General features: G+C 58.9%; 21 protein-coding genes. 8 read left to right on the top strand and 13 right to left on the bottom strand.

Translation table 11 applies throughout. From position 1 onward, the window contains the following. The first annotated feature begins 74 nt into the window (after positions 1-74). Together ACM6JM_RS10345 and ACM6JM_RS10340 are read left to right on the top strand one after the other, a co-directional pair. Positions 75-1,700, top strand: coding sequence for a methyl-accepting chemotaxis protein (locus ACM6JM_RS10345; RefSeq protein WP_414881801.1), 1,626 nt, complete (start codon positions 75-77; stop codon positions 1,698-1,700). Positions 1,701-1,741: 41 nt separating this feature from the next. After that, positions 1,742-2,929: a pyridoxal phosphate-dependent aminotransferase gene (locus tag ACM6JM_RS10340; RefSeq protein WP_414881800.1), complete on the top strand. Its 1,188-nt coding sequence runs from the start codon at positions 1,742-1,744 to the stop codon at positions 2,927-2,929. A 125-nt stretch (positions 2,930-3,054) separates the two neighbouring features. On the opposite strand, the gene ACM6JM_RS10335 is transcribed toward ACM6JM_RS10340, so the two are convergent. The 5 genes from ACM6JM_RS10335 to ACM6JM_RS10315 form a co-directional block, all read right to left on the bottom strand. Next, a complete protein-coding gene (locus tag ACM6JM_RS10335) occupies positions 3,055-4,023 on the bottom strand; it encodes a 2-hydroxyacid dehydrogenase (protein ID WP_414881799.1) in 969 nt (322 codons plus the stop codon). A 21-nt stretch (positions 4,024-4,044) separates the two neighbouring features. After that, positions 4,045-5,340, bottom strand: coding sequence for an MFS transporter (locus tag ACM6JM_RS10330; protein WP_414881798.1), 1,296 nt, complete (start codon positions 5,338-5,340; stop codon positions 4,045-4,047). A gap of 122 nt (positions 5,341-5,462) precedes the next feature. Next, positions 5,463-6,428, bottom strand: a complete 966-nt coding sequence (locus ACM6JM_RS10325; protein WP_103385197.1) for a sugar kinase — start codon at positions 6,426-6,428, stop codon at positions 5,463-5,465. After that, positions 6,421-7,203: a sugar phosphate isomerase/epimerase family protein gene (locus tag ACM6JM_RS10320; RefSeq protein ID WP_414881797.1), complete on the bottom strand. Its 783-nt coding sequence runs from the start codon at positions 7,201-7,203 to the stop codon at positions 6,421-6,423. The genes ACM6JM_RS10325 and ACM6JM_RS10320 overlap by 8 nt, the downstream gene beginning before the upstream one ends. A gap of 64 nt (positions 7,204-7,267) precedes the next feature. Beyond that, entirely contained in the window at positions 7,268-8,293 is a 1,026-nt protein-coding gene (locus tag ACM6JM_RS10315) for a LacI family DNA-binding transcriptional regulator (protein WP_414881796.1), read from the bottom strand. A 240-nt stretch (positions 8,294-8,533) separates the two neighbouring features. On the opposite strand from ACM6JM_RS10315, the gene ACM6JM_RS10310 reads away from it, so the two are divergent. The 3 genes from ACM6JM_RS10310 to ACM6JM_RS10300 all read left to right on the top strand — a co-directional run bounded on the left by ACM6JM_RS10310 (position 8,534) and on the right by ACM6JM_RS10300 (position 14,434). Next, complete coding sequence (locus ACM6JM_RS10310; RefSeq protein ID WP_074690488.1) at positions 8,534-9,355, top strand: hypothetical protein; 822 nt, start codon at positions 8,534-8,536, stop codon at positions 9,353-9,355. Positions 9,356-9,575: 220 nt separating this feature from the next. Further along, the gene (locus tag ACM6JM_RS10305; protein ID WP_414881795.1) at positions 9,576-11,633 is read left to right on the top strand and encodes a hypothetical protein; all 2,058 of its coding nucleotides are present in this window, start codon (positions 9,576-9,578) and stop codon (positions 11,631-11,633) included. A 254-nt stretch (positions 11,634-11,887) separates the two neighbouring features. Further along, on the top strand, positions 11,888-14,434 hold the full coding sequence (locus tag ACM6JM_RS10300) for an autotransporter outer membrane beta-barrel domain-containing protein (RefSeq protein WP_074690490.1): 2,547 nt from the start codon (positions 11,888-11,890) through the stop codon (positions 14,432-14,434). A 65-nt stretch (positions 14,435-14,499) separates the two neighbouring features. Here ACM6JM_RS10300 and ACM6JM_RS10295 read toward each other — a convergent pair whose 3' ends face one another. From ACM6JM_RS10295 to ACM6JM_RS10280, 4 genes are all read right to left on the bottom strand, one after another. Continuing rightward, positions 14,500-14,928 carry a hypothetical protein gene (locus ACM6JM_RS10295; RefSeq protein ID WP_074690491.1) on the bottom strand — a complete coding sequence of 143 codons (429 nt, stop codon included), beginning with the start codon at positions 14,926-14,928 and terminating at the stop codon, positions 14,500-14,502. A gap of 293 nt (positions 14,929-15,221) precedes the next feature. Continuing rightward, on the bottom strand, positions 15,222-15,863 hold the full coding sequence (locus ACM6JM_RS10290; protein WP_039768687.1) for a DUF1345 domain-containing protein: 642 nt from the start codon (positions 15,861-15,863) through the stop codon (positions 15,222-15,224). 79 nt (positions 15,864-15,942) lie between these two features. Continuing rightward, a complete protein-coding gene (locus ACM6JM_RS10285; RefSeq protein WP_414881794.1) occupies positions 15,943-19,041 on the bottom strand; it encodes a multidrug efflux RND transporter permease subunit in 3,099 nt (1,032 codons plus the stop codon). A gap of 15 nt (positions 19,042-19,056) precedes the next feature. Further along, complete coding sequence (locus ACM6JM_RS10280; RefSeq protein WP_039768683.1) at positions 19,057-20,214, bottom strand: efflux RND transporter periplasmic adaptor subunit; 1,158 nt, start codon at positions 20,212-20,214, stop codon at positions 19,057-19,059. Between the two features lie 183 nt (positions 20,215-20,397). On the opposite strand from ACM6JM_RS10280, the gene ACM6JM_RS10275 reads away from it, so the two are divergent. Both ACM6JM_RS10275 and ACM6JM_RS10270 read left to right on the top strand, forming a co-directional pair. Next, positions 20,398-21,099, top strand: coding sequence for a response regulator transcription factor (locus ACM6JM_RS10275; protein ID WP_039768681.1), 702 nt, complete (start codon positions 20,398-20,400; stop codon positions 21,097-21,099). Between the two features lie 4 nt (positions 21,100-21,103). Next, positions 21,104-22,405, top strand: coding sequence for an ATP-binding protein (locus ACM6JM_RS10270; protein ID WP_039768679.1), 1,302 nt, complete (start codon positions 21,104-21,106; stop codon positions 22,403-22,405). A 142-nt stretch (positions 22,406-22,547) separates the two neighbouring features. Here the strand turns inward: ACM6JM_RS10270 and pncA are convergent, their stop codons facing one another. From pncA to ACM6JM_RS10250, 4 genes are all read right to left on the bottom strand, one after another. Next, entirely contained in the window at positions 22,548-23,174 is a 627-nt protein-coding gene (gene pncA / locus ACM6JM_RS10265) for a bifunctional nicotinamidase/pyrazinamidase (RefSeq protein ID WP_039768677.1), read from the bottom strand. A 50-nt stretch (positions 23,175-23,224) separates the two neighbouring features. Next, a complete protein-coding gene (locus tag ACM6JM_RS10260) occupies positions 23,225-23,983 on the bottom strand; it encodes an anti-sigma factor family protein (RefSeq protein WP_039768675.1) in 759 nt (252 codons plus the stop codon). Continuing rightward, on the bottom strand, positions 23,980-24,465 hold the full coding sequence (locus ACM6JM_RS10255) for an RNA polymerase sigma factor (RefSeq protein WP_103385203.1): 486 nt from the start codon (positions 24,463-24,465) through the stop codon (positions 23,980-23,982). The genes ACM6JM_RS10260 and ACM6JM_RS10255 overlap by 4 nt, the downstream gene beginning before the upstream one ends. A 62-nt stretch (positions 24,466-24,527) precedes the next feature. Next, positions 24,528-25,061, bottom strand: a complete 534-nt coding sequence (locus ACM6JM_RS10250; protein ID WP_039768673.1) for a tetratricopeptide repeat protein — start codon at positions 25,059-25,061, stop codon at positions 24,528-24,530. A 158-nt stretch (positions 25,062-25,219) separates the two neighbouring features. Here ACM6JM_RS10250 and ACM6JM_RS10245 point away from each other — a divergent pair, with 158 nt between their 5' ends. Continuing rightward, positions 25,220-25,993: a class I SAM-dependent methyltransferase gene (locus tag ACM6JM_RS10245; RefSeq protein WP_039768672.1), complete on the top strand. Its 774-nt coding sequence runs from the start codon at positions 25,220-25,222 to the stop codon at positions 25,991-25,993. The last annotated feature ends 35 nt before the right edge of the window (positions 25,994-26,028 follow it).

Raw genomic sequence — 26,028 nt, 5'->3', positions numbered from 1 at the left:
CGGAACGAAGCCCGCCCACGGGCACGTGATAACGGCATGGACGCTCGTAGTTTCAACTATCCGAGAGTCCTCCTATGTCCCTGCGTAATCTGAATATCGCGCCCCGTGCCTTCCTCGGTTTTGCTTTTATTGCCTTGCTGGTGATCGTGCTTGGCGTGTTCGCCGTCAACCGCATGTCGATCATCCGTCAGGCTTCCCTGGAGATGGACTCGACGCAGTTGCCAAGCGTCACCCAACTCGCGGTGGTGACGGAGAACGTGCTGCGCCTGCGGATTCTCTCGTTCCGCATTCTGGTCAACCGCGAACCGGCCGGTTTGCAGGAAGCCCAGACCCGCATCGGTGTGCTGGTGGACAAGGTGCGCGCTGCCCAGGCCAGTTACGCAGTACTGCCGGCCGGCCCGGAGGAACGCGCGTTATATCAGGAGTTTTCGACGACTCTCGACAACTATGTGCAAGCGCAGAATCAGATGATGGAGCTGTCGCGTCAGGACAAGCTCGACGAGATGCGCGCCTTGATCAACACGAGGATCAAGGACGGCACCGACAAGATGGGCGAACAACTCAACAAGCTGATCGCGATCAACGCCGCCGACGCGAAGACCGCTTCCACTCAGGCGGGTGAGTATTACAACAGTGCCATTACCGGCATCATCGCCGTGTCTGTAATTGCCGCGTTGTTGACCGTATTGCTGGCCTGGCTGCTGACCCGCAGCATCGTCACCCCGCTGAACCGCGCCGTCGCTGCCGCGCAAACTATCGCTGGCGGCAACCTGACCAAAGCCATCGAAATCGACGGCAAGGACGAGCCGGCGCGCCTGCTTGAAGCCCTGTCTGCCATGCAGGCCAACCTGCGCAAGACCATCGAGCAGATCGCCGGCTCCGCCACGCAACTGGGCGCTGCTGCCGAAGAACTCAGCGCCGTGACCGAAGAAGCGTCCCGTGGCTTGCAACAGCAGAACGACGAAATCGAACAGGCCGCCACTGCGGTCAACGAAATGACCGCAGCGGTGGAAGAAGTTGCGCGCAACGCGGTGTCGACCTCCGAAGCCTCGAACCAGTCGACCCAGGCCGCCCGTGAAGGTCGCGATCAGGTGGTGAAAACCGTCGACGCGATCCAGACCATGACCCACGACGTGCAGAACACCGCACAGATGATCGAAGGCCTGGCCGAACAGGGCCGCGATATCGGCAAGGTGCTGGACGTGATCCGCGCCATCGCCGAACAGACCAACCTGCTGGCGCTCAACGCCGCCATCGAAGCGGCCCGTGCCGGTGAAGCCGGGCGCGGATTCGCGGTGGTAGCGGACGAAGTTCGCGCCTTGGCCCATCGCACTGCGCAATCGACCCAGGAAATCGAAAAAATGGTCGCCGGCATCCAGAACGGAACCGGTGAAGCGGTCGAGTCGATGCAGCAAAGCAACCAGCGCACCCAGACCACCCTGGAAATGGCCCGCGCCGCCGGCGTTGCCCTGGAGCAGATCACCCAGTCGATTCACCAGATCAACGAGCGCAACCTGGTGATCGCCAGCGCCTCGGAAGAGCAGGCGCAGGTGTCCCGTGAGGTCGACCGCAACCTGGTCAACATCCGCGACCTGGCCACTCAATCGGCCGCCGGCGCGAATCAAACCAGCGCCGCGACCCACGAACTGTCGCGCCTGGCGGTGGATTTGAATGCGATGGTGGCGCGCTTCGTGATTTGACCTAGGGTGAAGGCTGGAGACCGCGCAATCAGGAGACGTACATGCGCTATTCAGCCTTGACCCAACGAATCGCCGGGGAGGGAGCAGCGGCCTGGCGGATTCACGACCGAGCGCTGGAGCTGCGCGCCGAGGGCATTGATGTCTTGCTGCTGTCCGTGGGTGATCCGGATTTCGATACGCCGCTGCCGATCATCCACGGCGCCATCGACAGCCTGCTGGCGGGTGATACCCATTATTCCGACGTGCGCGGCCGGCTGGAGCTGCGCAAGCAGATCGCCGAGCGCCATCGACGCAACAGCGGCCAGGATGTGGATGCCGAACATGTGATCGTGCTGCCCGGCGCGCAATGCGCGGTGTATTCGGTGGCGCAATGTCTGCTGGATCCGGGCGATGAAGTGATCGTCGCCGAACCGATGTACGTGACCTACGAAGGCGTGTTCGGTGCCTGCGGCGCAACCGTGGTGCCGGTGCCGGTTCGTCCGGAGAATGGTTTTCGCGTCGACCCGGCGGATGTCGCGGCGCGGATCACTCCCAGGACACGAGCCATTTTGCTCAACAGTCCCAACAATCCTTCCGGTGCGAGCCTGTCGCTGCTGATCTGGCAAGAGCTGGCAGCGCTGTGCATCCGCCATGACTTGTGGTTGATCAGCGACGAGGTCTACAGCGAATTGTTATACGAAGGCGAGCACATCAGCCCGGCGAGCCTGCCGGGCATGGCCGAGCGCACCGCGACCATCAACAGCCTGTCGAAATCCCATGCCATGACGGGGTGGCGCATTGGCTGGATGATCGGGCCGAAGACGTTGGCCGAGCATCTGGTGAATCTGTCGCTGAGCATGTTGTTCGGTCTGCCGGACTTTGTGCAGAAAGCGGCGCAGATCGCGCTGGAGAAAGATCTGCCGGAAGTGACGCAGATGCGCGAGGAATACCGCTTGCGTCGGGATCTGGTGTGCGAGCGGTTGCGCGGCTGTCCGGGGTTGTATCCGATCAAGCCGGATGGCGGGATGTTTGTGATGGTCGACGTGCGCCAGACCGGGCTCGGCGCGCAGGACTTTGCCGAGCGGCTGCTGGAGGGGTATGGGGTTTCGGTGCTGGCAGGGGAAGCGTTCGGGCCCAGTGCGGCGGGGCATATTCGCATCGGGCTGGTGGTAGATAGAGTGAAACTGGCGGATGCGTGTTCGCGGATTGCACTTTGTGCTGCGCAGCTTCTGCAAGTGCGCAGTGCCTGAGGGTTTCCTCCTGATCGTTCCCACGCTCCGCGTGGGAATGCAGCCCGGGACGCTCCGCGTCCCTTCCAGAGCTGGAACGCGGAGCGTCCCTTGAGGCATTCCCACGCAGAGCGTGGGAACGATCATCAGTGGAGAGGATTCACCAGGTTGGCGGGTTTTTCCCCAGCCAACGCCGCCAACAGATTCTCCACTGCACACCGCGCCATCGCCTCGCGCGTTTCGTGGGTTGCCGAGCCCATGTGCGGCGTCGCCACCACGTTGTTCAGCTGCAACAACGGCGAGTCATGATTCAGCGGCTCACGCTCGAACACATCCAGCCCCGCCGCGCGAATCCGGTTATGGCGCAAGGTGTCGATCATCGCGGCCTCATCCACCACCTTGCCTCGTGAAATGTTGATGAAGATGCTGTCCGGGCGCATCAACGCAAACTGTTCGGCGCCAATCAAACCTTCAGTCTGCGCCGTCAGCGGCAGGGTCAGGCAGATGAAATCCGCCTGCCGCAACAGATCCTCCAGACTGCAGTACTGCGCATCGAAACGTTCTTCAACCGCCGGTTTGCGCGACTGGCTGTGATAGATCACCGGCATCCCGAACCCGAAATGTCCCCGCTGCGCCAACGCCTCGCCAATCCGCCCCATGCCGATGATGCCCAGGGTCTTGCCATGCACATCGGTGCCGAAATGCGCCGGGCCGATGCTGCGGTGCCAGTGGCCGCCGCGCACCATGTTCGCCAGTTCGACCACGCGCCGGGCGGTGGCCAGGATCAGGGCGAAACCGGTGTCGGCGGTGGTTTCGGTGAGCACGTCCGGGGTGTTGGTCAGCAGGATTTTGCGCCGGGTCAGGTAGTCGATGTCGTAGTTGTCGACGCCCACCGAGACGCTAGAAATCGCTTCCAGCTGCGGTGCCAGATCGAGCAGGGCCGCGTCCAGCTTCAGGCTCGCGCCGAGCAAGCCGTGGGCACCGGGCAGGGCGTCGCGCAGTTTCATCAGGCCGTCGGCATCGAGGCTGTCGATCAGTGTCACATCGACCTGTTCCTCAAGGCGCGCCATCAGCGCCGGCGACAGTTTTTTGTACAACACAACCTGCTTTTTCATCGCAGTCATCTCTCTATCAATTCAGGAATGGGCCGGCAGCGGACGCGGTACGCGCTTGGCCGTCACCCGGTCGCTGGCGCCGGGCTTGAGAAAAATCGTCAGCACCACCGAGAGCATCAGCGCGCCGCTCATCAACAGGTACGAAGCGCCGGGCGAACCGGTGGAGCTGTTCAGGTAACCAACCAGATACGAGCCGCCGAACGAACCGAGGGCGCCCATGCTGTTGATCAGCGCCATGGCGCCGCCGGCGACGTTGGCCGGCAGAATCTCGGGGACGATGGCGAAGAACGGCCCGTAAGGCGCGTACATGCAGGCGCCGGCGATCACCAGCAACGTGTACGACCACCAGAAATGCTCAGCGCCCAAGGCGTAGGAGCCGTAGAACGCCACCGAAGCAATCAGCAGCGGCGGCCAGACGAAGCGTTTGCGCTTTTGCAGCTTGTCCGAGCCCCAGGACACCAGCAGCATGCCGATCACTGCCGCCAGATAAGGCAGGGCCGAGAGCCAGCCGGCCTCGATCATGTCCATCTGCGCGCCGGCCTTGAGGATCGACGGTAGCCACAGCACGAAGCCGTAGACGCCAATGCTCCAGCAGAAAAATTGCAGCGCCAGAATGATCACCTTTGGCGAACGGAAGGCTTCGGCGTAGTTCTTCACCGCTTTGATCCCTACCTGTTCGGCCGCCAGCGCGCTTTCCAGATCGTGCTTTTCCTGGTCGTTGAGCCACTTGGCCTGGGCCGGACGATCATCGGCCAGCTTCCACCAGATAAAGGCCCAAAGGACTGCCGGCAGACCTTCGATGATGAACATCCAGCGCCAGCTGAAATGCTGCACCAGATAGCCCGACACCACCGACATCCACAGCATCGTCACCGGGTTGCCGAGGATCAGGAAGGTGTTGGCCCGCGAGCGTTCGGCGCGGGTGAACCAGTGGCAGAGATAGACCAGCATCGCCGGCATCACCGCCGCTTCGACCACGCCAAGCATGAAACGAATGACGATCAGCCAATAGGCGTTGGAGACCACGCCGGTCAGCGTGGCGAGCCCGCCCCAGAGGATCAGGCTGACGAAGATCAGCTTCTTCACGCTGTGCTTTTGCGCGTAGATCGCGCCGGGCACCTGGAAGAAAAAGTACCCGAGGAAGAACAGCGCGCCGAGCAGCGAAGACAGGCCTGGGGTGATCATCAGGTCCTCAGCCATTCCGGACGCAGCAGCGAATCCGTAATTGGCGCGGTCCAGGTACGCCAGGCTGTAGGTGATGAACACGATCGGCATGATGTACCACCAGCGGCGGGTGGCGAGGGTTACGGTTTTCATGGTCTTGCTCCTGAGCTTGTTGTTTTTGTCGCAGCAGGTTCAATTGATTGGATGTTGCTCGTTCCCACGCTCTGCGTGGGAATGCCTCCGGGGACGCTCCGCGTCCCATGTGACGCAGAGCGTCACGGGCTGCATTCCCACGCAGGAGCGTGGGAACGATGAGCTAGAAGTTCGGATCGGGTCGGCAAACCCTCCATATCGCCACGGCTCTGCACCGCGCGACTGCCAATCCAGTTGGCGCGTCTGACGGCCTCGGGAAAACTCTGGTGCTCCAGCAGGGCACTGATCATCCCGACCGCAAAACCATCCCCGGCGCCGACCGTATCGACCACGGTCTGGACCGGCACCCCGGCGACAAACCCCTGATCCAGATGCGTGCGGTAATACGCACCCTGCGGCCCGAGCTTGATCGCCACGGCTTCGGCACCCTGATCGAGATAAAACGCCGCGATATCCGCCGGATCTTCAAAACCGGTCAGCAAGCGACCTTCACTCAACCCCGGCAACACCCAGTGGGCGAGGGCAGCGAGGCGGTTGATCTCGGTGATCATCTCCCGTTCGCTGGCCCACAGGCTCGGGCGCAGGTTCGGGTCGAACGACACGCTGCGCCCGGCGTTGCGCATGCGGGTCATCAGTTCACGGGACATTTCCCGGGCCGATGCGGACAGCGCCGGCGGAATGCCAGTGGCGTGCAGGTGTCGGGCGCTTAATAACGTCGGGTTGATCGACTGCGATGACAGATGACTGGCTGCCGAGCCGCGACGGAAATACTCGACCGTCGGATCGCTGCCGTCATCGTTGCGTGACTTGAGCTGGAAACCGGTCGGGTGCGCGTTGTCGACTTCGACATGGCTGCAATCCAGCCCTTCGCGAGCCAGGGTTTCGACGACAAATCGTCCCAGCGAATCGGCACCGACCCGGCTCAGCCAAGCCACATTGAAACCCAGCCGTGACAAACCGATGGCGACATTGCTGTCGGCCCCGGCAATCCGTTTGTGAAACTGCTCGACCGAGGCCAGATCGCCGCTCTGTTCGGCGACAAACATCGCCATGGTTTCGCCGAACGACAGAATATCGATCTCAGACATGAGCAGGCTCCAGACGGGATTGGCCGAGGTGGGCGAGGGCGGCGACGTGTTCGGTGGTGAGTTGCACCAGATCATCGCCCTGCAACGGGTATTCGGCGGCGCGCATCACCCCTTGGGCCATGTGCCGCAGCAGTTGTTCCCACAGATGCAGGTCGCTGGCGGCAGGTGGAACCGCTACCAGTTTGCCGTCGGCGCGGCGGGCCACGGCTTTGCAATGCACGTAACCGACGTGGCGGCCCAGCAGTCGAGCGGCACTGGTGGCGGACTGGTCCTGCCACTGCCAGTTGCCGATGTCGAAGGTCATCTTGATTGGCAAGTTGTGTTGCTCGACGGCGGCGAAGAAGCGCTGGAACGGTTCGATGCGGCCACCGTGCAGGGTCTGGTCATTCTCTACCAGCAGTTGAACAGGGCTTTGCGCAAGGATTTGCGCGAGCGTCTGCAAATCGTTGTTGTCGGTGAAAAAACCCAGCGACACCTTCAGCCACTTCGAGCCAAACGCTTCGGCGTTCTTCAGCGCGGTGATGAGTTCGGGATTAGGCCGCGACTGACCGGCCAGCCACAGTTCGGTCGGCGAGGAATAGATGCTTTGCAGGCCTTGAGCTTGCGTGGCGGTGGAGAGTTGTTCCGGGACTTCGTTGGTCAGCAGCTCTTCACGCCATTCGATGCGATTGGCGCCGGCAGCGGCCAGCACTTCGAGGAACGAAGCCTGGCCACGACGGCGAACGAGGTCGGCGCCGTAGCTGGACAGGCTGATGGAAACGGCAGGTTTATTCATTGTTATCTACCTCTGAAACCGGTTTCATTTTTGTTCAAAAATTTTTTGGTGGCCCCACAGGGCCTTATTCCGCCTTGCTGAGCGTTGAGCCGCGCTCGATCAGCATCGGTGCAAAATCCAGCGTACGCGCCGCTTCATCATCCCCACGCAAACGCTTGAGCAAACACTCAAACGCCCGCGCACCAATCTCCTCCGTCGGTTGAGCAAGAGCAGTAATCCCACTGCCCACCAACGGATACCAGTCCAGATCATCCAGGGCGATCAGCCCGACATCCTCGAACAACCGGCAGCCAATCTCGCGCAGCGCCAGGGTGCAAGCCAGCGCCGCCACGCCATTGGCGCAGAACAGGGCTTTCGGGCCGTTATCAGGTGCGTTCAAAAAGGTTTGAAGATCGTTCACAAGGCTCGAGTCAGTTTCCAGTACCGCGCCTCGCATGTCTTTGCGCTGGCCAATCTGCTGCTGAAAACTGCTGACCCGCTCGATCCGCGAACTGGTACCGTCATAGGCTTCGGTCACCAGCAGCACATCGCGATAGCCGCGCTGCTGCAGATGTTCGAGCGCCATTTCGACGGCTTGCGGGTTGTTCAACCCAACCATGTCGCTGTCGAGCCCGTCGACCTTGCGATCTACCAGCACCAGCGGCATTTCCCGTTTCAACTCATCCAGCTCATCCCGATGATGGCCCAGGGTGTTCACGATCAGCCCTTCGATGTTGTACGAGCGGAGCAGCGCCAGGTGCTGACGTTCCTGCTCGTCATCGCGGTCGGTGTTGCACACCACCAGGCTGTAACCGTGCCGCCGGCAGGCGGTTTCCACGCCGTGCATCACGGCAATCGAATAAGGGTTGCGGATATCGGCCACCAGCATGCCGATCAGGCGCGTGCGGCCGCGTTTCAGGCCGCGGGCCATTTGATTGGGGCGATAGCCGAGTTCGGCAATTGCCTGCTCGATGCGCTGGGCGATGGCATCCGAGAGCAGGGCGCGGTCGTCACCAATGAAGCGCGAGACGCTGGCCTTGGACACGCCTGCGTATTCGGCGACATCGAGCATGGTGACGCGGCTGCGCTGGGCGGCGGAGAAATCGTTCACGTCATGGCGACCTTGTTATTGGAATTAAAGCGTTAGCAATGTAGTGCTGAAACCGGTTTCATGAAGCGTCAAATGTAAGCGCTACGTCAAGTCGGCGGAAACCGATAATTGCCTGAACAGCCACCATAATCCGACGAACGGTATCTAAACCTGTTAGATCTGACAGTAGCCAATGAGAGACCGCCGTTGCCTAATCGTTAACGAGGGACGAAGAACTTCAAACGTGTGGAGGAATTCCAGATGTCTTTGAGTACTCAATCGAGTGAAGAAAAACTTGCGTCCCAAACGGAAGCACCATTGGCGGCTGAGATCACCGTGGATGGTGTTACAGAACCTGATGGATTTATTCCCTTGCCGCTTCTGATTAGCGGCACCACAGCCCGAATTCAACGCTGGGAAGAAACGTCATTTGATGATCATCTTGAAGTGTTTTGGCTTCAGGACGGAAATGAGGAACTCCTGTTTGAGCGGCGATTCCCGACGGGGATCGTTCCGCCGGAGATCGAAGTAACAATCCCTCCATCACGGATGGCAGTTAACGGTACTGCACTGCTTTATTACATCATAACTGCCTTCGGTATGCCGGATCCATCACCCCGCAAACCACTGATCATCGATCATACTCAAGAGCCTGAAAAGATACTTGCGGAAGCCATTTTTACCAATCTGACGAAGTACGGGTACTACAATTGTGAAACCGATCCTGCATTGACATCAGGCATCGTTATAGATATTCCGAAGCAGCCATGGGCTCGTCCCGGTGATCAATTTTCCCTCAAATTACAGGGTTATCGAACACTTAACGGATCCCCCGGGGAAAATGGAGAACACATCGTTCCGGAGTCGGCAGAAACGCTGACTAGGTTTTTGAATGATCAAGAGATTGAAAACGGATTTTCTCAATCTGTTTCTTTTGCTCCCTGCATAAAGCCATTAATTGATGAAGACTCGCTTGTTGCGATCTATACCATTACCAGGGCCGGCAGGGTGATTGGAAAATCTCGTCTTGCCGTGGCAAAGATAGATAGAATTCTTTCTGGTAGTACGTACTGTTATTCATGACGGCTCTCGCCAAGTGATTTTCAGGGTGGCCGCGCAGGCGCAAGGTTTTGGCGCAGGTGTGTGTTTCGAATAACAAAGGGTAATAACTTAAGGGGCGAGTTTATGATTGTTGATTCAATCTGCTTTTAACGTTGCTTTTCATCAGGAAGTTGTTGTGTAGCTGTCAGACTGATGGAGCAGATCAGGCCATTTGGCTTAATGCACAGAGGAGAATATTAAAATGACTGCTAAAGAAAATGCGGAGAATGGCGGGCCTCGTAAATCAACGCGAACTGGGCCATTTGCTGACCCGCCGACAATCGTCGGTCAGATTGAAGGCGATGGCAGAATCCTGTTGGAAGAGTTGAATAAACCCGCTATCCGAATGAGGTTAATGGAACTCAAAGATGGACTGTTTGGTGGCGGTATAGCAATGGTAAAAGGGAATAGAGTTGGGCAACCTGAAAAAGAACTTGGAAAGATAGATATACCAGAGGACTTTGCAGGCTTCTTTCCGGTGGATATCCCGGTACCCAATAGCCTGATTCCGGATGACCCGGACATTCCTGGGCCAACGCAGTATTACGCCCGCTTCCATATCATCGATGGGCTTGGCATTGAAGATAGCTCGACCCCGGTTGAGTTCTTTGTCGACAAGAATGCTCCCTATTATGTAAAAAAACCCTTCAGCAGAAGCGCACCGCCTTTCGCGACATTTGCCAATCTGGATGTGGCTGGAGGGGAGAGGATTGACGAAGAGTGGGCCGACAAAAATCCTAGGGGACTGGTGGTTAACGTTGCAATAGACTACGCCAACCGTGTGGACAATGACGAAGTTACCTTTTGTGTCGCTAACAGATCGGGCACGACCACAACCATGCCCGTCATTTACCGAGATGTGGTCACACCCTCGTCGAATCCTTTGCTAGGAGAGTTCACGATCAGTCTCGATGAGCTGAGGAAACTTCCAAACGGAAGCTTATACCATCGCTATATGTGGCATGACGCACCGAGGAACAAATCGCTGGACTCTGTTATCTCAGGCATCCCCTTGCTGCCGATCGCATTTTTGCCGCCCCCACTGCTCAAGCAACTCAGGGTACCAGCGGCGGGCCCTAGCCATACGGAAGCGATCAGTCTCGGTACTTTTTTGCCTGTCGGCACAAAAATCTTTGCCGAGATCGATTATCCGGAAAACGGCGATCCGAAAGACCTTATCACCGTAAAAGTCAAGGGCGACAAAGAGGTAGTGCTGGGGAGCGAAGAGTTAGGCGCGAGCCCCGGTCCGTTCAAAATGGAACTTACCTACGATATTCTGGACGAAGTGACGAAAGGCGCTACAGATGAGAAGACTGTAGAAATTTCTTACTCGTTGAAACGTGGAGCGAACACTCCAATAGATGAGCCGCCAACGTCGATATTCGTCTACTTTGTGTTCCCGGGAATACCTCCTGATACGTTACCCGAACTGGACAACGATAATCTGCTTCCGGTCGTAGTTAATGGGCGCGAGGGTGCTGGCAACAAGAACCATCTGACCACGGAGGATATTAATCATCCTGTACGCTTCACCGCTACCAGGTGGACAGGTCTGCCGGATCTACTGAGGGATGCGTTAATCACGTTCTACTGGGACGACAAGCCAGTAGGATCGATACAAATGAAAAATACTGATACCGCTGTCTTTATAGATGTTGATTACTCGGAGATTTCACCTGTCGAGCCAGGAAACATCAAGGCTCACTACACCATTGAATACCCTGGCAATCCCAATATTATGCGGCAGTTGCCCAGAACTGACGTGCTGGTCGAAACATTTGAAATCGACTTGGATCCGCATAAAGGTCCATTCATTGAGCTGGGTGGTGAGCGGTATATTACCTGCAAAACGATGGTGCCTCGAACTGTAGACGAAGGAAATACTATCGTACCTCCACTTAAAGTGTCGGCGCCGGGCGGTCATCGCGATCTACCACCAAACAGGCCTGTCACTATGAGGATGGAGGGTTGGAAAGAGAAAGTTCCGGTAACGCCGATCACCGGCGCAACGTTCAAGGAAACAAAAAATATGCCGGCAGGAGGGGGCGATCTCGTCTTCGATATGGACTACGAGCTGTTCAAGACGATTCAACTGGAGACGCCAGCAACGAATCCGGTCACCTTTTATTACGCGCAAATTTGGTACGAGATAAAACTGGGTGAAACAACGTTTGAGTCACCCAAGGAAATGCATCCGGTCAGAGTACGTAATAGTAGTCTCGAATACTGTGAAGACTTGGGGGCGGGCAGTGACGGTTAATTAGTGGCTGGACACCCAATCAACATGGCGAACGAGGTTCATGTTGATTGGGTGTGATTTTACATACGAGCTCTTGCGACGAAAACCACCAGAGATGAGTGTTCTGAAGACTTATCTGTCGACACTTTAGGATTAGTCCTACAGAGACGTAGCGGTTACATCTGTAGTCTTCGGCGCGCTTTCCATATTTGTTATCCGGCGCCGGATTCGAACTACTTCTGCTTTGGCACAGGATATTACTAAGGGCTACTCGCATGCGTACCACGCCACCTTTCAAATTCGATATTTTTGGCAATAGCCGGGCAATTCCTTCCTTTGCGCTGCTGATGCTATCTGTCTCGGTTTCTCACGCCGGTGTATTAAATCCTGGACAAAGTGAGACGATTGATAGCACCGACCCGATTGAATCCTGGACACTGAACCCAGGCTCCGAGCTGATTTCCAACGGTGCGGATACAGATAATATTGGGGCGGTTGGAGCGAAGCTGGAAGTCAATGGGGGAAGTAACAAACAGATTGCTCTTGAGCGATTGTCGGTCATGAACATGATTGGGGGGACGGTTGCAAACACATCGGGTACTGGCGCAGCGATCAACCTTGCCAGCAGCAGCGCGGAGATCACGAACAGCACTATAACGAGTAACGCTGTGGGGTTGATGTTGACACGCAATATTCAGGATCAATCCGGCTCCAGCGTAAAGTTGGTTGACAGCACCGTGACGGCTTCGAGTGTGGGGGCGCAGGTCAACGGTCTTGGCGTACTCGAGTTGATTGAAAGCACCATCAGCGCAACTGGCACGACGTCGGACGGCGTCAGACTCCTGAATGGCTCACTCTCGGCGAAAAATAGCTTCATCAGCGGTGGCGACGTCGGTCTGCACATTGGGAGCGAACCCAGTCGCGGGGAAACGTCAACGGTAGTGCTTGATGATTCGCGGATTGAAGGTCGAACGGGCCCCGCGATCTCTACCGACTTGTTGAATTTGCAAGGTGCAAAGGCCGATATTCATGTGCTCAATGATTCCACATTGGTGGCGGGCAACGGCAATGTGCTTGAAGTAAAAAACGGGGCAACCGTCGGGCTCACCGTTGATAACAGTGCGCTCGTGGGGGATGTAGTGGTCGACTCCGGCAGCGCCGCTCGGACCCGTTTTCAAAATGGCGCATCACTGGCCGGTAATCTGCAAAATGTCGCTCAGGTCACGCTCGATACTCGAAGCACCATGACCGGAGATGTACTTGCCCAAGCCGGTAGTGGCGCTGCGGTCACGATCGATAATGGTGCTGCACTCAATGGGAACGTGAACAACGTCATCAGTCTGTCACTGAATCATGGTGGCAGCATGACAGGCGATGTTGTCACCGATACCGCTGGCACGGTCGCGCTGGATAATGGCGCAACGCTGACTGGCCAAATTGAAAATTCAGCGAATATCCAAATCAGAAATGCCGGCCAATGGGTTACCACGGGCAACAGCTCGGTGCAAAGTCTGGAGCTGGAAGACGGTATTGTTCGCCTGGGGGATACAGGCTCTTTCCACCAACTGGATGTGGAGAATGTGTCGGGCAAGGGCACCTTCGTCATGCACGCCGACCTGAATACCGAGCGTACCGATTTCCTGAATGTTACAAAAGGTGCCAGCGGTGAGCATAAACTTCAGGTGACAGCGAGTGGCACCAATCCGACGACTCCCGATTTGGTGAAAATCGGCAACGTTGCAGGTGGCGATGCGAGCTTCGCGTTGAATGGTAATGGGCTGGTCGATGCAGGCTCACGCACTTATGGATTGTTGAGGGAGGGTGAAGGGCTGTTCCTTAAACCCAATCAGACTGTCAGTACCTCGACGAATACGGTATTGGCGATTGCCGGCAGTACACGAAGCATCCTGTATGGAGAGATGACCTCGCTCAATAGCCGTCTGGGCGATCGTCGTCTGAGCAGTAGTAGTGGAGATACATCGCCTTTGGCAAGAAGCGATACCTCGATGAAAAAGTTGAGCAATAGTGTGTGGATGCGCACTTATGGCAGCCAGTACAACGTTTCCAACGCTTATGGTGGAGGTTTCACCCAGAACCAGCGTGGCTTCTCGCTGGGTGCCGATACTCAAGCGCAACTGGGCGGTCAGCAATGGCTTGTCGGGGCGTTTGTAGGGTCGGGGCGCACTGATATAGACCTCAAAAATGGTTCCACGGCGACAGTCGACAGCCTCAATGCGGGTGTCTATGGCACGTTGCTTGATGTAGCGAGCGGCATGTATGTGGACGTGGTGGGCAAGGTCAACCAGTTTGATAACCAGGCCAACGTCACAATGAGTGACGGCACTCGCAGCAAAGGCAACTATAAAAATCTGGGTTTAAGTGCAACAGTGGAAGTGGGCAAGCTCATTCGGTTTGATAACGGTGACTTTATTGAACCCTTTGCTCAGGTAGGCCTTGGCGCGGTCCAGGCAAAGCAATACCGGTTGGACAATGGTCTGGAAGTTGATGCCGGTGCGGCGCACTCGCTGTTGGGTAAAGTGGGGATGACCATCGGCCGTGAGATCACTCTGGACAACGCCAGCAAGCTGCAACCAAGGGTACGCTTGGCGATGGGGCACGAATTTGTAAAAAGTAACGATGTAAAGGTCAATAATGATGACTTTAACAGTGACCCTTCCAGTACCAGCCTTGAATATACAGTGGGGGTGAACTGGGTGCCCGCCCAGAAAAACTGGCAGGTCTATGGCGAGGCGGGAGGAAGTAAAGGTAATACCATTGAACAGAACTGGAACTACAGTGTAGGCGTAAGCTACAACTTTTAATCACCGCTTTTGGTTGACGAAAAAAATCCCGACTAATGTCGGGATGTTTTTTTTCATGTAAAAAGTCATGGAAGCAACATGTCAAATTCACCATCAGTCTCTAATTGTGTATCGTGGTTGTCATCCTCGACTTTGACCTCGAATTGAGCAGCCACGGCATTGGTCTCACTGGATTCGAAAAGCGTGATAGTGCCTTCAATCCCTATGTAAACATTGATGTCGGCGTTAGTATCATTGATATATTCAAAGCGAATCGGGGTTTCAGAGTCAGTCAACGAATAAGTCTTGTATTCAAGCGTTTTCGGTAAAATTATCCGGATTTCTCTATAGCTTAAATCGGCTTCGCGCTGAGTGGCCGAAAAAATAAGGTGATTATCAAATGGAGGTGGAAGGTTAGCGTCCTTTACCTCCCTTTGGTTTGCTTCAAAGGGTGTCTTGTCAATGTTGCCGATAAAATACGGTGCGACGGGTTTTAGTTGAGTACTTGTTCTCATAATAAAATCCTCTATGCCTGGGTGAGGTATCCAAAGACCTGATCGGGGTCCTGTTTATGGATAAGTTATCAGAACTCATCATATCGCCGCTGTAAACTGTCAGAGTTGACAGTTTACAGATAAGTTAAAGTGTGCTTGTTTTCCGTTCTTTGAATGGTTTAGAGAAAAGGTAAGTGCCCCGATTTTATACAAGAGCGTTCGCTGGTCAGTGCCCCGGCCCATGTCGAGTCCGCCTTGCCGTGGCCAGGCGCAGTTGCACCAGATACACATGTGGATTGAGCGTGGAACATTTGTCAACCAAACAACCCCGCCGCAATATTGATCGAAAACCCCAGAATCGCCGTATTGAATACAAACCCGATCAACGACTGCGCCAACACGATCTTGCGTATCTCTCGCGTGGCCACGCCAACATCCGCCGTCTGCACGGCAACGCTGATGGTGAACGAGAAGTACAGAAAGTCCCAATAGTTGGGCGTGGTCAGGCCTTCGGCAAAGCGCAGCGCCGGCTCCTTGCCGTCCCAGGTGTAAAACAGCCGGGCGTAGTGGACGCTGAAGATAACCCCGATCAGCAACCATGAACCGATCACCGTCAGCGCGGTGAATCCGTAGTGCAGGAGTTTGCGAGTGGTTTCCAGGTCCTTGCTGCCGGCCAGTTCGAAGGTGATGGTGGCGAGGCTGGCCAGAGCCGCGATGCACACAACGAACAACACCAGCCCGGCATTTTCATCCTCGACTTCGGCGATGCGTCTGACGTCCGGTGCTTTCGCGCGAGCTGTCAGCCAGAACATCAGGAGCAGATAGGTCCAGACGCCGGCGTTCCAGCCGATAAGGATTTTGCTGATGACCGAGTCGGCAGGGATCAGCAGGCCGACGGCAAGACCGAATAGCGCAGCGGCGGAAAGGCGAGGGTGGGTGCGGGCGAGGAAGCGCATGGGGACTCGATGGGCCAGGGCGGTTCAGACACCTTAGCCCAGCGCGGCGACCTCTGGCCACCGCGCCGGGAGCGCTCTATCAATCAGGCTTGGTGAACCGGCGCACAAGCTTGATCACGACCACGAAAAACACCGGCACGAAAATCACCGCCAATGTTGCGGTAATCATCCCGCCAATCACCCCGGTGCCAATCGCCTGCTGACTTGCCGAACTTGCGCCCGTGGCAATCGCCAGCGGTACCACGCCCAGAATGAACGCCAGCGAGGTCATGACAATCGGCCGCAAGCGCAGACGCGCGGCTTGCAGCGTGGCGTCAATCAGGTCATGACCTTCGTCATACAGGCTCTTGGCAAACTCGATGATCAGGATCGCGTTCTTCGCCGACAGGCCGATGATGGTGATCAGGCCGACCTTGAAGAAGACGTCGTTGGGCATTCCGCGCAAGGTCACCGCCAGGACCGCGCCGAGAACACCGAGCGGTACGACGAGTAGCACGGAAGTCGGAATCGACCAGCTCTCGTACAACGCCGCCAGACACAGGAACACGATCAGCAGCGACAGCCCGAGCAGAATCGGTGCCTGACTGCCGGACAAACGCTCCTGCAACGACAGACCAGTCCATTCCTGACCCAGACCTTTCGGCCCCTGGGCCACCAGACGTTCGATTTCCGCCATGGCTTCGCCGGTGCTGTGACCAGGTTTCGGCTCACCGGAAATCGAGATTGCCGGGTAGCCGTTGTAGCGGGTCAGTTGTGCCGGGCCCTGGGTCCATGTGGCTCGGACGAACGCCGACAGCGGCACCATTTTCCCGGCGTCGTTGCGCACGTGCATTTTCAGCAAGTCATCGACCTGACTGCGACGGTCGCCTTCGGCCTGCACGACAACGCGCTGCATCCGCCCCTGATTGGGGAAGTCGTTGACGTACGAGGAACCGATGGCAGTGGACAGCGCGTTGCCGACATCGGCGAAGGAAATGCCCAGCGCGTTGGCCTGTTTACGGTCCACTTCCAGTTGCACTTGTGGCGCTTCGGCCAGTGCGCTTTCACGCACGTTCATCAGGATCGGGCTTTTCTCGGCGGCTTCCAGCAACTGGGTGCGCGCCTCCATCAAAGTCGCATAACCCAGGCCACCGCGATCCTGCAGGCGGAACTCGAAACCGCTGGAAGTGCCGAGACCATCCACCGGCGGCGGCAGCACGGCGAAGGCCACGGCGTCCTTGATCTGGCTGAGGGCGATGTTGGCACGGTCGGCAATCGAACTGGCCGAGTCGTCGCTGCCGCGTTGCGACCAGTCCTTGAGCGTGGTGAACGCCAGCGCGGCGTTCTGCCCGCTGCCGGAGAAGCTGAAACCGAGAATCACAGTGCTGTCGCCCACGCCCGGTTCGCCGGCGTTGTGCGCTTCGATCTGCTCAACCACCTGCACCGTGCGGTTCTTGCTCGCACCGGGTGGCAGTTGAATGTCGGTGATGGTGTAACCCTGATCCTCGACCGGCAGGAACGAGGAGGGCAGGCGCGCGAAGCACAGGCCCAGACCCACCAGCAGCACACCATAGATCAGCAGATAACGACCGGTGCGTTTCAGCGCATAGCCAACCCAGGCCTGATAGCGATCGGTCAGTTGCTCGAAACGGCGGTTGAACCAGCCGAAGAACCCGGTTTTTTCGTGGTGTTCGCCCTTGGCAATCGGCTTGAGCAAGGTGGCGCACAGTGCCGGGGTCAAGGTCAGGGCGAGGAATGCCGAGAACAGGATCGAGGTGGCCATCGACAACGAGAACTGGCGATAGATGACGCCCACCGAACCTTGCATGAACGCCATCGGAATGAACACCGCCACCAGCACCAGCGTGATGCCGATGATCGCGCCGGTGATCTGGGTCATCGCCTTGCGCGTTGCTTCTTTCGGCGACAGGCCTTCGGTGGCCATGATCCGTTCGACGTTCTCCACCACCACGATGGCGTCGTCCACCAGAATACCGATGGCCAGCACCATGCCGAACATGGTCAGCACGTTGATCGAGAAACCCAGCGCAAGCATGGTCGCGAAGGTGCCCATCAGCGCCACGGGCACCACCAGCGTCGGGATCAGGGTGTAGCGGATGTTCTGCAGGAACAGGAACATCACCGCAAATACCAGCAGCATGGCCTCGCCGAGGGTGTAGACCACTTTGGTGATCGAGACCTTCACGAATGGCGACGTGTCGTAAGGAATCTTGTATTCCACGCCCGCCGGGAAGTAGCGCGACAGTTCATCCATCTTCGCCCGGATCAAGGTCGCGGTGCTGAGGGCGTTGGCGCCCGGCGACAGTTGCACGCCGACGGCGGTGGAAGGTTTACCGTTCAGACGGGTGCCGAACTGGTATTCCTGGCTGCCGATTTCGACCCGCGCCACATCCTTGATGCGCACGGTGGAGCCGTCCGGATTGGCCTTGAGCACGATGTCGGCAAACTCTTCCGGCGTCGACAGCTGACCCTTGACCAGAATCGTCGCGGTGATTTCCTGAGTGCTCGGGTTCGGCAGATCGCCGATGCTGCCGGCCGACACCTGGGCGTTCTGCGCGACGATGGCGGCGTTGACGTCAGCGGGTGTCAGGTTGAAACCGATCAGCTTCTGCGGATCGACCCAGATCCGCATCGCCCGCTCGGCGCCGTACAACTGGGCCTTGCCGACACCGTCGATGCGCTTGATCTCGTTCATCACGTTGCGCGCCAGGTAATCGCTGAGCGCCACGTCGTCGAGCTTGCCGTCGCTGGAGGTCAAAGTGATCAGCAACAGGAAGCCGGCGGAGACTTTCTCCACCTGCAAACCTTGCTGATTGACCGCTTGCGGCAGGCGTGACTCGACTACCTTCAGGCGATTCTGCACATCAACCTGCGCCAGCTCCGGGTTGGTGCCCGGCTGGAACGTGGCCTTGATCGTGGCGCTGCCCAGGCTGCTTTGCGATTCGAAATACAGCAGGTGATCAGCGCCGTTGAGCTCTTCCTCGATCAGGCTGACCACGCTTTCGTCGACGGTCTGCGCCGAGGCGCCCGGGTACACGGCGTAGATTTCGATCTGCGGCGGCGCGACGTCGGGGTATTGCGCCACCGGCAATTGCGGGATGGCCAGCGCACCGGCCAACAGGATGAACAACGCGACGACCCAGGCGAACACCGGGCGGTCGATAAAGAACTGCGGCATAGAAGAGCGTCCTGCTTACTGACCAGAGGTCTGGGCAAGTGGAAGAGGGGTGTCGTCGATCTGCACCACTTCGCCCGGACGGGCGTGCTGCAGGCCTTCGATGACAATGCGGTCGCCGGCTTTCAGGCCACCGGTAACGATCCAGCGGTCGTTCTGCACCGCGCCCAGTTGCACCGGCTGTTGGGCGACGCGCATCTGATCGTCGACGGTCAGGACTTGCGCCACACCGGCGCTGTCACGCTGTACCGCGCGTTGCGGCACGGTGAGACCGTGCTGGATCACGCCTTGTTCCAGGCGCACGCGAACGTAGCTGCCGGGCAGCAGATCGAGATCCGGGTTGGGAAACTCGCTGCGCAGGATGATCTGACCGGTGCCCGGATCGACGGTGATGTCGCTGAACAGCAGTTTGCCCGGCAACGGATAGAGGCTACCGTCGTCCTGGATCAGCGTGGCCTTGACCTGATCCTGGCCAACCTGCTGCAACTGGCCGGAACGGAAGGCCCGGCGCAGTTCATTCAATTCGCGGGTCGACTGGGTCAGGTCGGCGTGGATCGGGTTCAGTTGCTGGATCAGCGCCATGGGCGTGGTTTCGTTCTGGCCGACCAGCGCGCCTTCGGTCACCAGGGCTCGGCCGACACGCCCGGAAATCGGCGCGGTGACGGTGGCGTAGCCCAGATTCAGCTTCGCCCGCTCGACAGCAGCCTTGTTGGCGGCAACGTCGGCGGCCGTCTGCCGGGCATTGGCGCGGGCGTTGTCGTAGTCCTGAGCGCTGATGGCCTTGTCGTCGATCAACTGGGCGTAGCGCTGCTCCTGCAGTTTTGCCTGGAACGCGTTGGCCTCGGCCTTGCGCAGCGCGGCTTCGGCGCTGTCCAGGTCAGCCTTGAACGGCGCCGGATCGATGCGGAACAGCACGTCGCCCTTTTTCACGTCGCTGCCTTCGCGATAGGTGCGTTGCAGCACCACGCCGGCGACCCGGGCGCGGACTTCGGCAATGCGCGGCGCGGCAATCCGCCCGCTGAGTTCGCTGCTGATCGACAGGGGGCGCGCCTCAAGGGTTTCGATCCGCACGGTGGCCGGCGGCGCCTGTTCCTCGGCGTTCGAGGATTTATCACAGGCGCTCAGCATCAGCGCCAATGCGATCAGGCCGAGCCCGGCCAGCAGATTTTTCGACATGTACAACCCCCAATATTGATCTGCGCATCCTACGGACAGTCGCCGAGGGTAGCGGTGAAGCTTTGTAGGTGCTGTGTGAAATTGTGTAAGGGTTTTGCTCAGGGACGGGCGAGGGCGTATATCCTTCAGGCCTTGAAATTTTTTGCGACATAGCAGTCGCCACCGCCTGTTCTGGACACCTCAATGCCCAACATTCTTCTGGTCGAAGACGACACCGCCCTCGCCGAACTGATTTCCAGCTATCTGGAGCGCAACGGTTACTCCGTCAGCGTGATCGGCCGTGGCGACCATGTGCGCGAACGGGCGCGGCTGAGTCCGCCGGACCTGGTAATCCTCGATCTGATGCTGCCGGGCCTCGACGGCTTGCAGGTCTGTCGCCTGCTGCGCGCCGACTCGGCAACGCTGCCGATCCTGATGCTCACCGCCCGCGACGACAGCCACGATCAGGTGCTGGGCCTGGAAATGGGTGCCGACGATTACGTTACCAAACCCTGTGAGCCGCGCGTCCTGCTGGCGCGGGTGCGCACCTTGCTGCGCCGCAGCAGCCTCGGCGAACCGATGACCGCCAACGACCGGATCCTGATGGGCAACCTGTGCATCGACCTGTCGGAACGCACGGTGACCTGGCGCGAGCAACCGGTGGAACTGTCCAGCGGCGAATACAACCTGCTGGTGGTGTTGGCCCGTCATGCCGGTGAAGTGCTGAGTCGCGACCAGATCCTGCAACGCCTGCGCGGCATCGAGTTCAACGGCACCGACCGTTCGGTGGACGTGGCGATTTCCAAGTTGCGGCGCAAGTTCGACGACCACGCCGGCGAGGCGCGCAAGATCAAGACCGTGTGGGGCAAGGGTTATCTGTTCAGCCGTTCCGAGTGGGAATGCTGATTCGATGTTCAGAATCCTGTTTCGCCTCTATCTGGTGACGATCGTCTCCTACAGTGCGGCGATTTATCTGGTGCCGGATCTGGTGGTGATGGCGTTCAAGCAGCGTTTCGTCACCTACAACCTCGACTACTCCCGTGGCCTGCAATCGCTGATCACCAAGCAGTTTCGCGCGGTGCCGCAGGACCAGTGGCCGGCACTCGCGGCGTCGATGGACAAGGATTTCCAGCCGCTGCACATCGTGCTCGCCCGTATTGATGACCCTGGCTTCACCGCCATCGAGCAAGAGCGGCTGCGGCGTGGTGAGAACATGGTGCGGGTGGGCGACTGGGGTTGGCGCACGCTGGCGGTCACGCCGCTGAACGACGAAATGGCGGTGCAGATGGTGGTGCCGCCGGATCCGATGGACGTGAACCTGTTGTACTGGAGCATCAACGTGCTGATCGGCGCGAGTCTGCTGGCGTGCCTGTTGCTCTGGTTTCGTCCGCACTGGCGCGATCTGGAACGCCTCAAGGGCACGGCCGAACGGTTCGGCAAGGGCCATTTGAGCGAGCGCACGCAAATCGGCCCGAGCTCCAACATCGGCAGTCTGGCCAACGTGTTCGACACCATGGCCGGCGACATCGAAAACCTGCTCAACCAGCAGCGGGACCTGCTCAACGCCGTGTCCCACGAACTGCGCACGCCACTGACCCGCCTTGACTTCGGCCTGGCGCTGGCGCTGTCCGATGACTTGCCGCAGGCCAGCCGCGAACGCCTGCAAGGGCTGGTCGCGCACATCCGCGAACTCGATGAGCTGGTGCTGGAGTTGCTGTCCTACAGCCGTTTGCAGAATCCGGCGAAGTTGCCGGAGCAGGTCGAAGTGTCGCTGGACGAGTTCATCGACAGCATTCTGGGCAGCGTCGACGAAGAGCTGGAATCCCCGGAAATCGTCATCGATGTGCTGCTGCACAATCAGCTGGAGCGCTTCACCCTCGATCCACGCCTGACAGCCCGGGCGATTCAGAACTTGCTGCGCAACGCCATGCGCTACTGCGAAAAACGCATTCAGATCGGCGTGCAGGTCTGCCCGAAGGGCTGTGAGATCTGGGTGGATGACGATGGGATCGGCATTCCGGAAGATGAGCGGGAGCGGATTTTCGAGCCGTTCTATCGACTGGACCGCAGCCGTGATCGGGCCACTGGCGGGTTTGGCCTGGGACTGGCGATCAGCCGGCGGGCGCTGGAAGCGCAGGGCGGGACGTTGACGGTGGAAAGTTCGCCGTTGGGTGGGGCGCGGTTCAGGCTCTGGCTGCCAACCCCGACCTGATGATCGCTGAGTTCCCACCCAGAGCGCTGATCGTTCCCACGCTCTGCGTGGGAATGCCGCCCAGGACGCTCCGCGTCCTTTGTGACGCAGAGCGTCACCGTATGCATTCCCACGCGGAGCGTGGGAACGATCAGCACGTCGGTCAAAGCAGTTCAGTGGACTGGATCAATCCAACCCCGGCCACCTGCATCCGCTCGATCGCCGTCGCCAGCGAGCCATTCAAATCAATCGCCCGGCACGCATCCAGCACCACAAACGCATTGAACCCAGCCGCCCGCGCATCCAGCGCGGAGAACATCACACAGAAATCCAGCGCGAGACCGACCATATACACCGTGTCGATCCCGCGTTCCTTCAGATAACCGGCCAGACCCGTAGTCGTGACGCGATCCGCTTCCAGAAACGCCGAATAACTGTCGATGTCCGGGTTGCAACCCTTGCGGATGATCAATTGTGCGTGGGGCAGATCAAGTCCTGAATGAAACTCGGCACCGTGTGAACCCTGAATGCAGTGATCCGGCCAAAGAGTCTGCTCGCCATACGGCAGTTGAATCACATCATAGGGCTGACGGCCGGGATGGCTGGAGGCAAACGAAGTGTGGCCGGCCGGGTGCCAGTCCTGGGCAATGACCACTTGCTTGAAGTGTTCGGCGAGACGGTTGATCAGCGGGACGATCAGGTCGCCTTCAGGCACGGCCAGTTGGCCGCCGGGTATGAAGTCGTTCTGTACGTCGATGACCAGCAGGGCTGTGCGTGGCGAAATCGGCATAAATCCATCCTTCTTGGAAAATCACCCGAGCAGCATAGTGACAAAATTCTTTAAACGTTCAGCCTGGTCTTAAACATTTTCGCCATGTCTTCCAGCTCGGAAGCCGGATGATGGCCGATCAGCATCCAGGCGTGTTCGCGTTCGGTCCAGTACACCACGTTCATCCCGTGACGGCGTTCATGGGCCAGCGGCTGGCTGCCGCTGTTGGTGCGCGTGACGCACAGCGCCAGCGGGCCATGTTTGGCATCGAGCCAGGTCATCTGCGCAATCGGCACACCGTCATACTCAAGCAATTGCGCACGTTTGAACTGCCCGCCGGGCAGTTTGAGTTTCGCCGGCGACAGGCTTACACCCAGCCGCGCATCGACGGCTCGCAACTGCGCCTGTTGCGAGGCTTCATCGGTGGGCAGATGTTCGAGGGTCTGCGGCACATACAGCGCCATGTAATCGCCCACCAGCTCGCGCCAGTTGTGCGATTGCTGCGTTTGCCAGGCCAGGAACAAGCGGTCCGCCGCGACACCCGCGAGTGCCACGCCCGCTGCCGCCGCGCCGATGAACCAGCGTCGGCTGAAACCGGGTTTCTGCGGTGACGGTGCCGCATCGAGCCGGGCCTGCAAACGGTCGAGCGGGGCCTGTTGCGCCAGTTCGTCATAGGCGGCCTTGAACGGCAGGTTGCTGCGGCTCAGCCATTGCACCCGCAAACTCAGCAGCGGATCGTCGGCAATGAGGCTGTCGAGTTGACTGCGCTGTTCGCGGTCCAGCTCATCGTCCAGATACGCCACCAGTTGCTCGTCGGAAGGCGTATTCATTGCCGGTCTCCTGCGGGGGTGTTCGGTACCGCTTGCAGCGGCGGGTATTCGGCCAGTTTCAGGCGCGCGGTGGCCAGGCGGCTCATGACTGTGCCGATCGGCACTTGCAGGATCTCGGCGACTTCGCGGTAGGACAGGCCTTCAACGTAAGCGAGATACACCGTTTCACGCTGAGTTTCCGGCAGCGCATCGACGCGGCGGATCACCTGCGCGGCCATCACATGAGTCTGCGCGGCGTATTCGCCATCGAAGGTCAGCTGCCTGTCGGCTTCCGTCACGCCTTGGCCCTGGCGCACCCGGCGGGCGCGCACTTCGTTGAGCCAGATCGAATGCAGGATGCTCAGCAGCCAGCGATCCATGCGCGTGCCGGCCACGTACTGGCCCGAACGCTCCAGCGCCCGCACGCAGGTGGCTTGCACCAGATCCTCGGCCACGTGCCGATTGCGCGACAGCAGCAAGCCGTAACGCCACAGGCGCGCCAGGTGTTGCCCGAGTTCGGCTCTGAAGGCCTGATCGCTGAAAATGTTCGCCTCCGCGTGTCGTGTCAGGTTTTCGATGAATCGTTGATGGCTTCGGCCAGGTCCCGGTATTCCTCGCAGGTCGTGCCGCAGATCTTCTGGATGTGCTGCAACTGCTCCTGCGCCAGATCGACGCGGCCCTTGATGACGTAAGCCTCGCCCAGGTATTCGCGGACCTGCGCGTACTGCGGATCAAGCTTCACCGATTGCAGGTAATAACCGATGCCTTCGTCGGTGCGCCCCAGTTTGCGCGTCGCGTAACCGCGATAGTTGAGAGCCTTGGCGGTGTTCGGTTGTTCCAGCGTATCGAGCAGGGCCAGGGCTTCGTCGTAACGGCCGGCCTTGGCCAGACGGTAGGCGTAATCGGTCCGGTCGGCGTCGGGCACCAGATGGCTGGTCTGCATCACGCACTTCTGCGTCTTGGTGTCGAACACCTGGCCTTTGGGGCAGTTGGGCTTCTGTACCGGCGCCTCTTCATCGCCATTGGCGAAGGCGAGGGGGCTCGCGAAAACGGCGGCCACCAGCAACGGGGCGGCGAACATAACGGAACGGATAGTCATGGGCAAGGCTCCACAAGGGGTCATGTTTCACTTTGAACACCGCAGGGTGAACATTTATTCATCGCTTTGTCAGGCTTTGTTAAAGGAAAGCCCTTTTTCCGGCGCTATGCTGGTCAGCGTTCGTCGTCGATCTGCAGTTCTACCATGGGAGTTTGGCCATGAAAGATCAGGTTCACCACTCGGCCGCCAGCGGCTACAAAACCGCCGCCGACACCTACGTCAAAGGCCGGCCCGACTACCCGCCGGCCGTCAGTGAATGGCTGACGGGCACACTGGGCCTCGATGCCCACAAGACCGTTATCGACCTCGGCGCCGGCACCGGCAAGTTCACCGGACGGCTGGTGGCGACCGGCGCTCAGGTGATTGCCGTGGAACCGGTGGCGCAGATGCTGGAAAAACTGTCGCTGGCCTGGCCGCAGGTGCTGGCCGTCAGCGGCACTGCAACGGATTTGCCGCTGCCCGACGCCTCGGTGGATGCGGTGGTCTGCGCACAGGCCTTTCACTGGTTTGCCAGCACCGAGGCGCTGGATGAAATTGCTCGAGTCCTCAAACCGGGCGGCAAACTGGGCCTGATCTGGAACCTGCGCGACACCCGGATCGACTGGGTGCCCAAACTGGACGCCATCGTCAATGCGCTGGAAGGCGACACGCCGCGTTTCTACACCGGCGAATGGCGCAAGGCCTTTCCCCATCCGGCGTTCGGGCCGTTGCAGGCGCAGCATTTCCAGCACGGGCATACCGGCGCGCCGGAAGATGTGATCTTCAACCGGGTGCGCTCCACCAGTTTCATTGCCGCGCTGAGCGATCAGCAGCGCGCGAAGATCGACGAGCAGATTGCTCAACTGATTGCCGGCGAGCCGCAGCTGCGGGGCAGGGAGATAGTGACGGTGCCTTACGAGACCGCCGCCTTCGTCGCGGTGAAGAACGGCTAGAGTCCCGCATTTGGCCGAACCGCCGTGCTGATGCC

Source organism: Pseudomonas sp. IT-P2, from assembly GCF_949767575.1.
GTDB lineage: Bacteria > Pseudomonadota > Gammaproteobacteria > Pseudomonadales > Pseudomonadaceae > Aquipseudomonas > Aquipseudomonas pharyngis.
This window is presented reverse-complemented; position numbering and strand designations above follow the sequence as displayed.

Coding starts and splice junctions, on each gene's coding strand:
- ACM6JM_RS10345 (WP_414881801.1), top strand. CDS start 75: ATGTCCCTGCGTAATCTGAATATCGCGCCCCGTGCCTTCCTCGGTTTT.
- ACM6JM_RS10340 (WP_414881800.1), top strand. CDS start 1,742: ATGCGCTATTCAGCCTTGACCCAACGAATCGCCGGGGAGGGAGCAGCG.
- ACM6JM_RS10335 (WP_414881799.1), bottom strand. CDS start 4,023: ATGAAAAAGCAGGTTGTGTTGTACAAAAAACTGTCGCCGGCGCTGATG.
- ACM6JM_RS10330 (WP_414881798.1), bottom strand. CDS start 5,340: ATGAAAACCGTAACCCTCGCCACCCGCCGCTGGTGGTACATCATGCCG.
- ACM6JM_RS10325 (WP_103385197.1), bottom strand. CDS start 6,428: ATGTCTGAGATCGATATTCTGTCGTTCGGCGAAACCATGGCGATGTTT.
- ACM6JM_RS10320 (WP_414881797.1), bottom strand. CDS start 7,203: ATGAATAAACCTGCCGTTTCCATCAGCCTGTCCAGCTACGGCGCCGAC.
- ACM6JM_RS10310 (WP_074690488.1), top strand. CDS start 8,534: ATGTCTTTGAGTACTCAATCGAGTGAAGAAAAACTTGCGTCCCAAACG.
- ACM6JM_RS10305 (WP_414881795.1), top strand. CDS start 9,576: ATGACTGCTAAAGAAAATGCGGAGAATGGCGGGCCTCGTAAATCAACG.
- ACM6JM_RS10300 (WP_074690490.1), top strand. CDS start 11,888: ATGCGTACCACGCCACCTTTCAAATTCGATATTTTTGGCAATAGCCGG.
- ACM6JM_RS10295 (WP_074690491.1), bottom strand. CDS start 14,928: ATGAGAACAAGTACTCAACTAAAACCCGTCGCACCGTATTTTATCGGC.
- ACM6JM_RS10290 (WP_039768687.1), bottom strand. CDS start 15,863: ATGCGCTTCCTCGCCCGCACCCACCCTCGCCTTTCCGCCGCTGCGCTA.
- ACM6JM_RS10285 (WP_414881794.1), bottom strand. CDS start 19,041: ATGCCGCAGTTCTTTATCGACCGCCCGGTGTTCGCCTGGGTCGTCGCG.
- ACM6JM_RS10280 (WP_039768683.1), bottom strand. CDS start 20,214: ATGTCGAAAAATCTGCTGGCCGGGCTCGGCCTGATCGCATTGGCGCTG.
- ACM6JM_RS10275 (WP_039768681.1), top strand. CDS start 20,398: ATGCCCAACATTCTTCTGGTCGAAGACGACACCGCCCTCGCCGAACTG.
- ACM6JM_RS10270 (WP_039768679.1), top strand. CDS start 21,104: ATGTTCAGAATCCTGTTTCGCCTCTATCTGGTGACGATCGTCTCCTAC.
- pncA (WP_039768677.1), bottom strand. CDS start 23,174: ATGCCGATTTCGCCACGCACAGCCCTGCTGGTCATCGACGTACAGAAC.
- ACM6JM_RS10260 (WP_039768675.1), bottom strand. CDS start 23,983: ATGAATACGCCTTCCGACGAGCAACTGGTGGCGTATCTGGACGATGAG.
- ACM6JM_RS10250 (WP_039768673.1), bottom strand. CDS start 25,061: ATGACTATCCGTTCCGTTATGTTCGCCGCCCCGTTGCTGGTGGCCGCC.
- ACM6JM_RS10245 (WP_039768672.1), top strand. CDS start 25,220: ATGAAAGATCAGGTTCACCACTCGGCCGCCAGCGGCTACAAAACCGCC.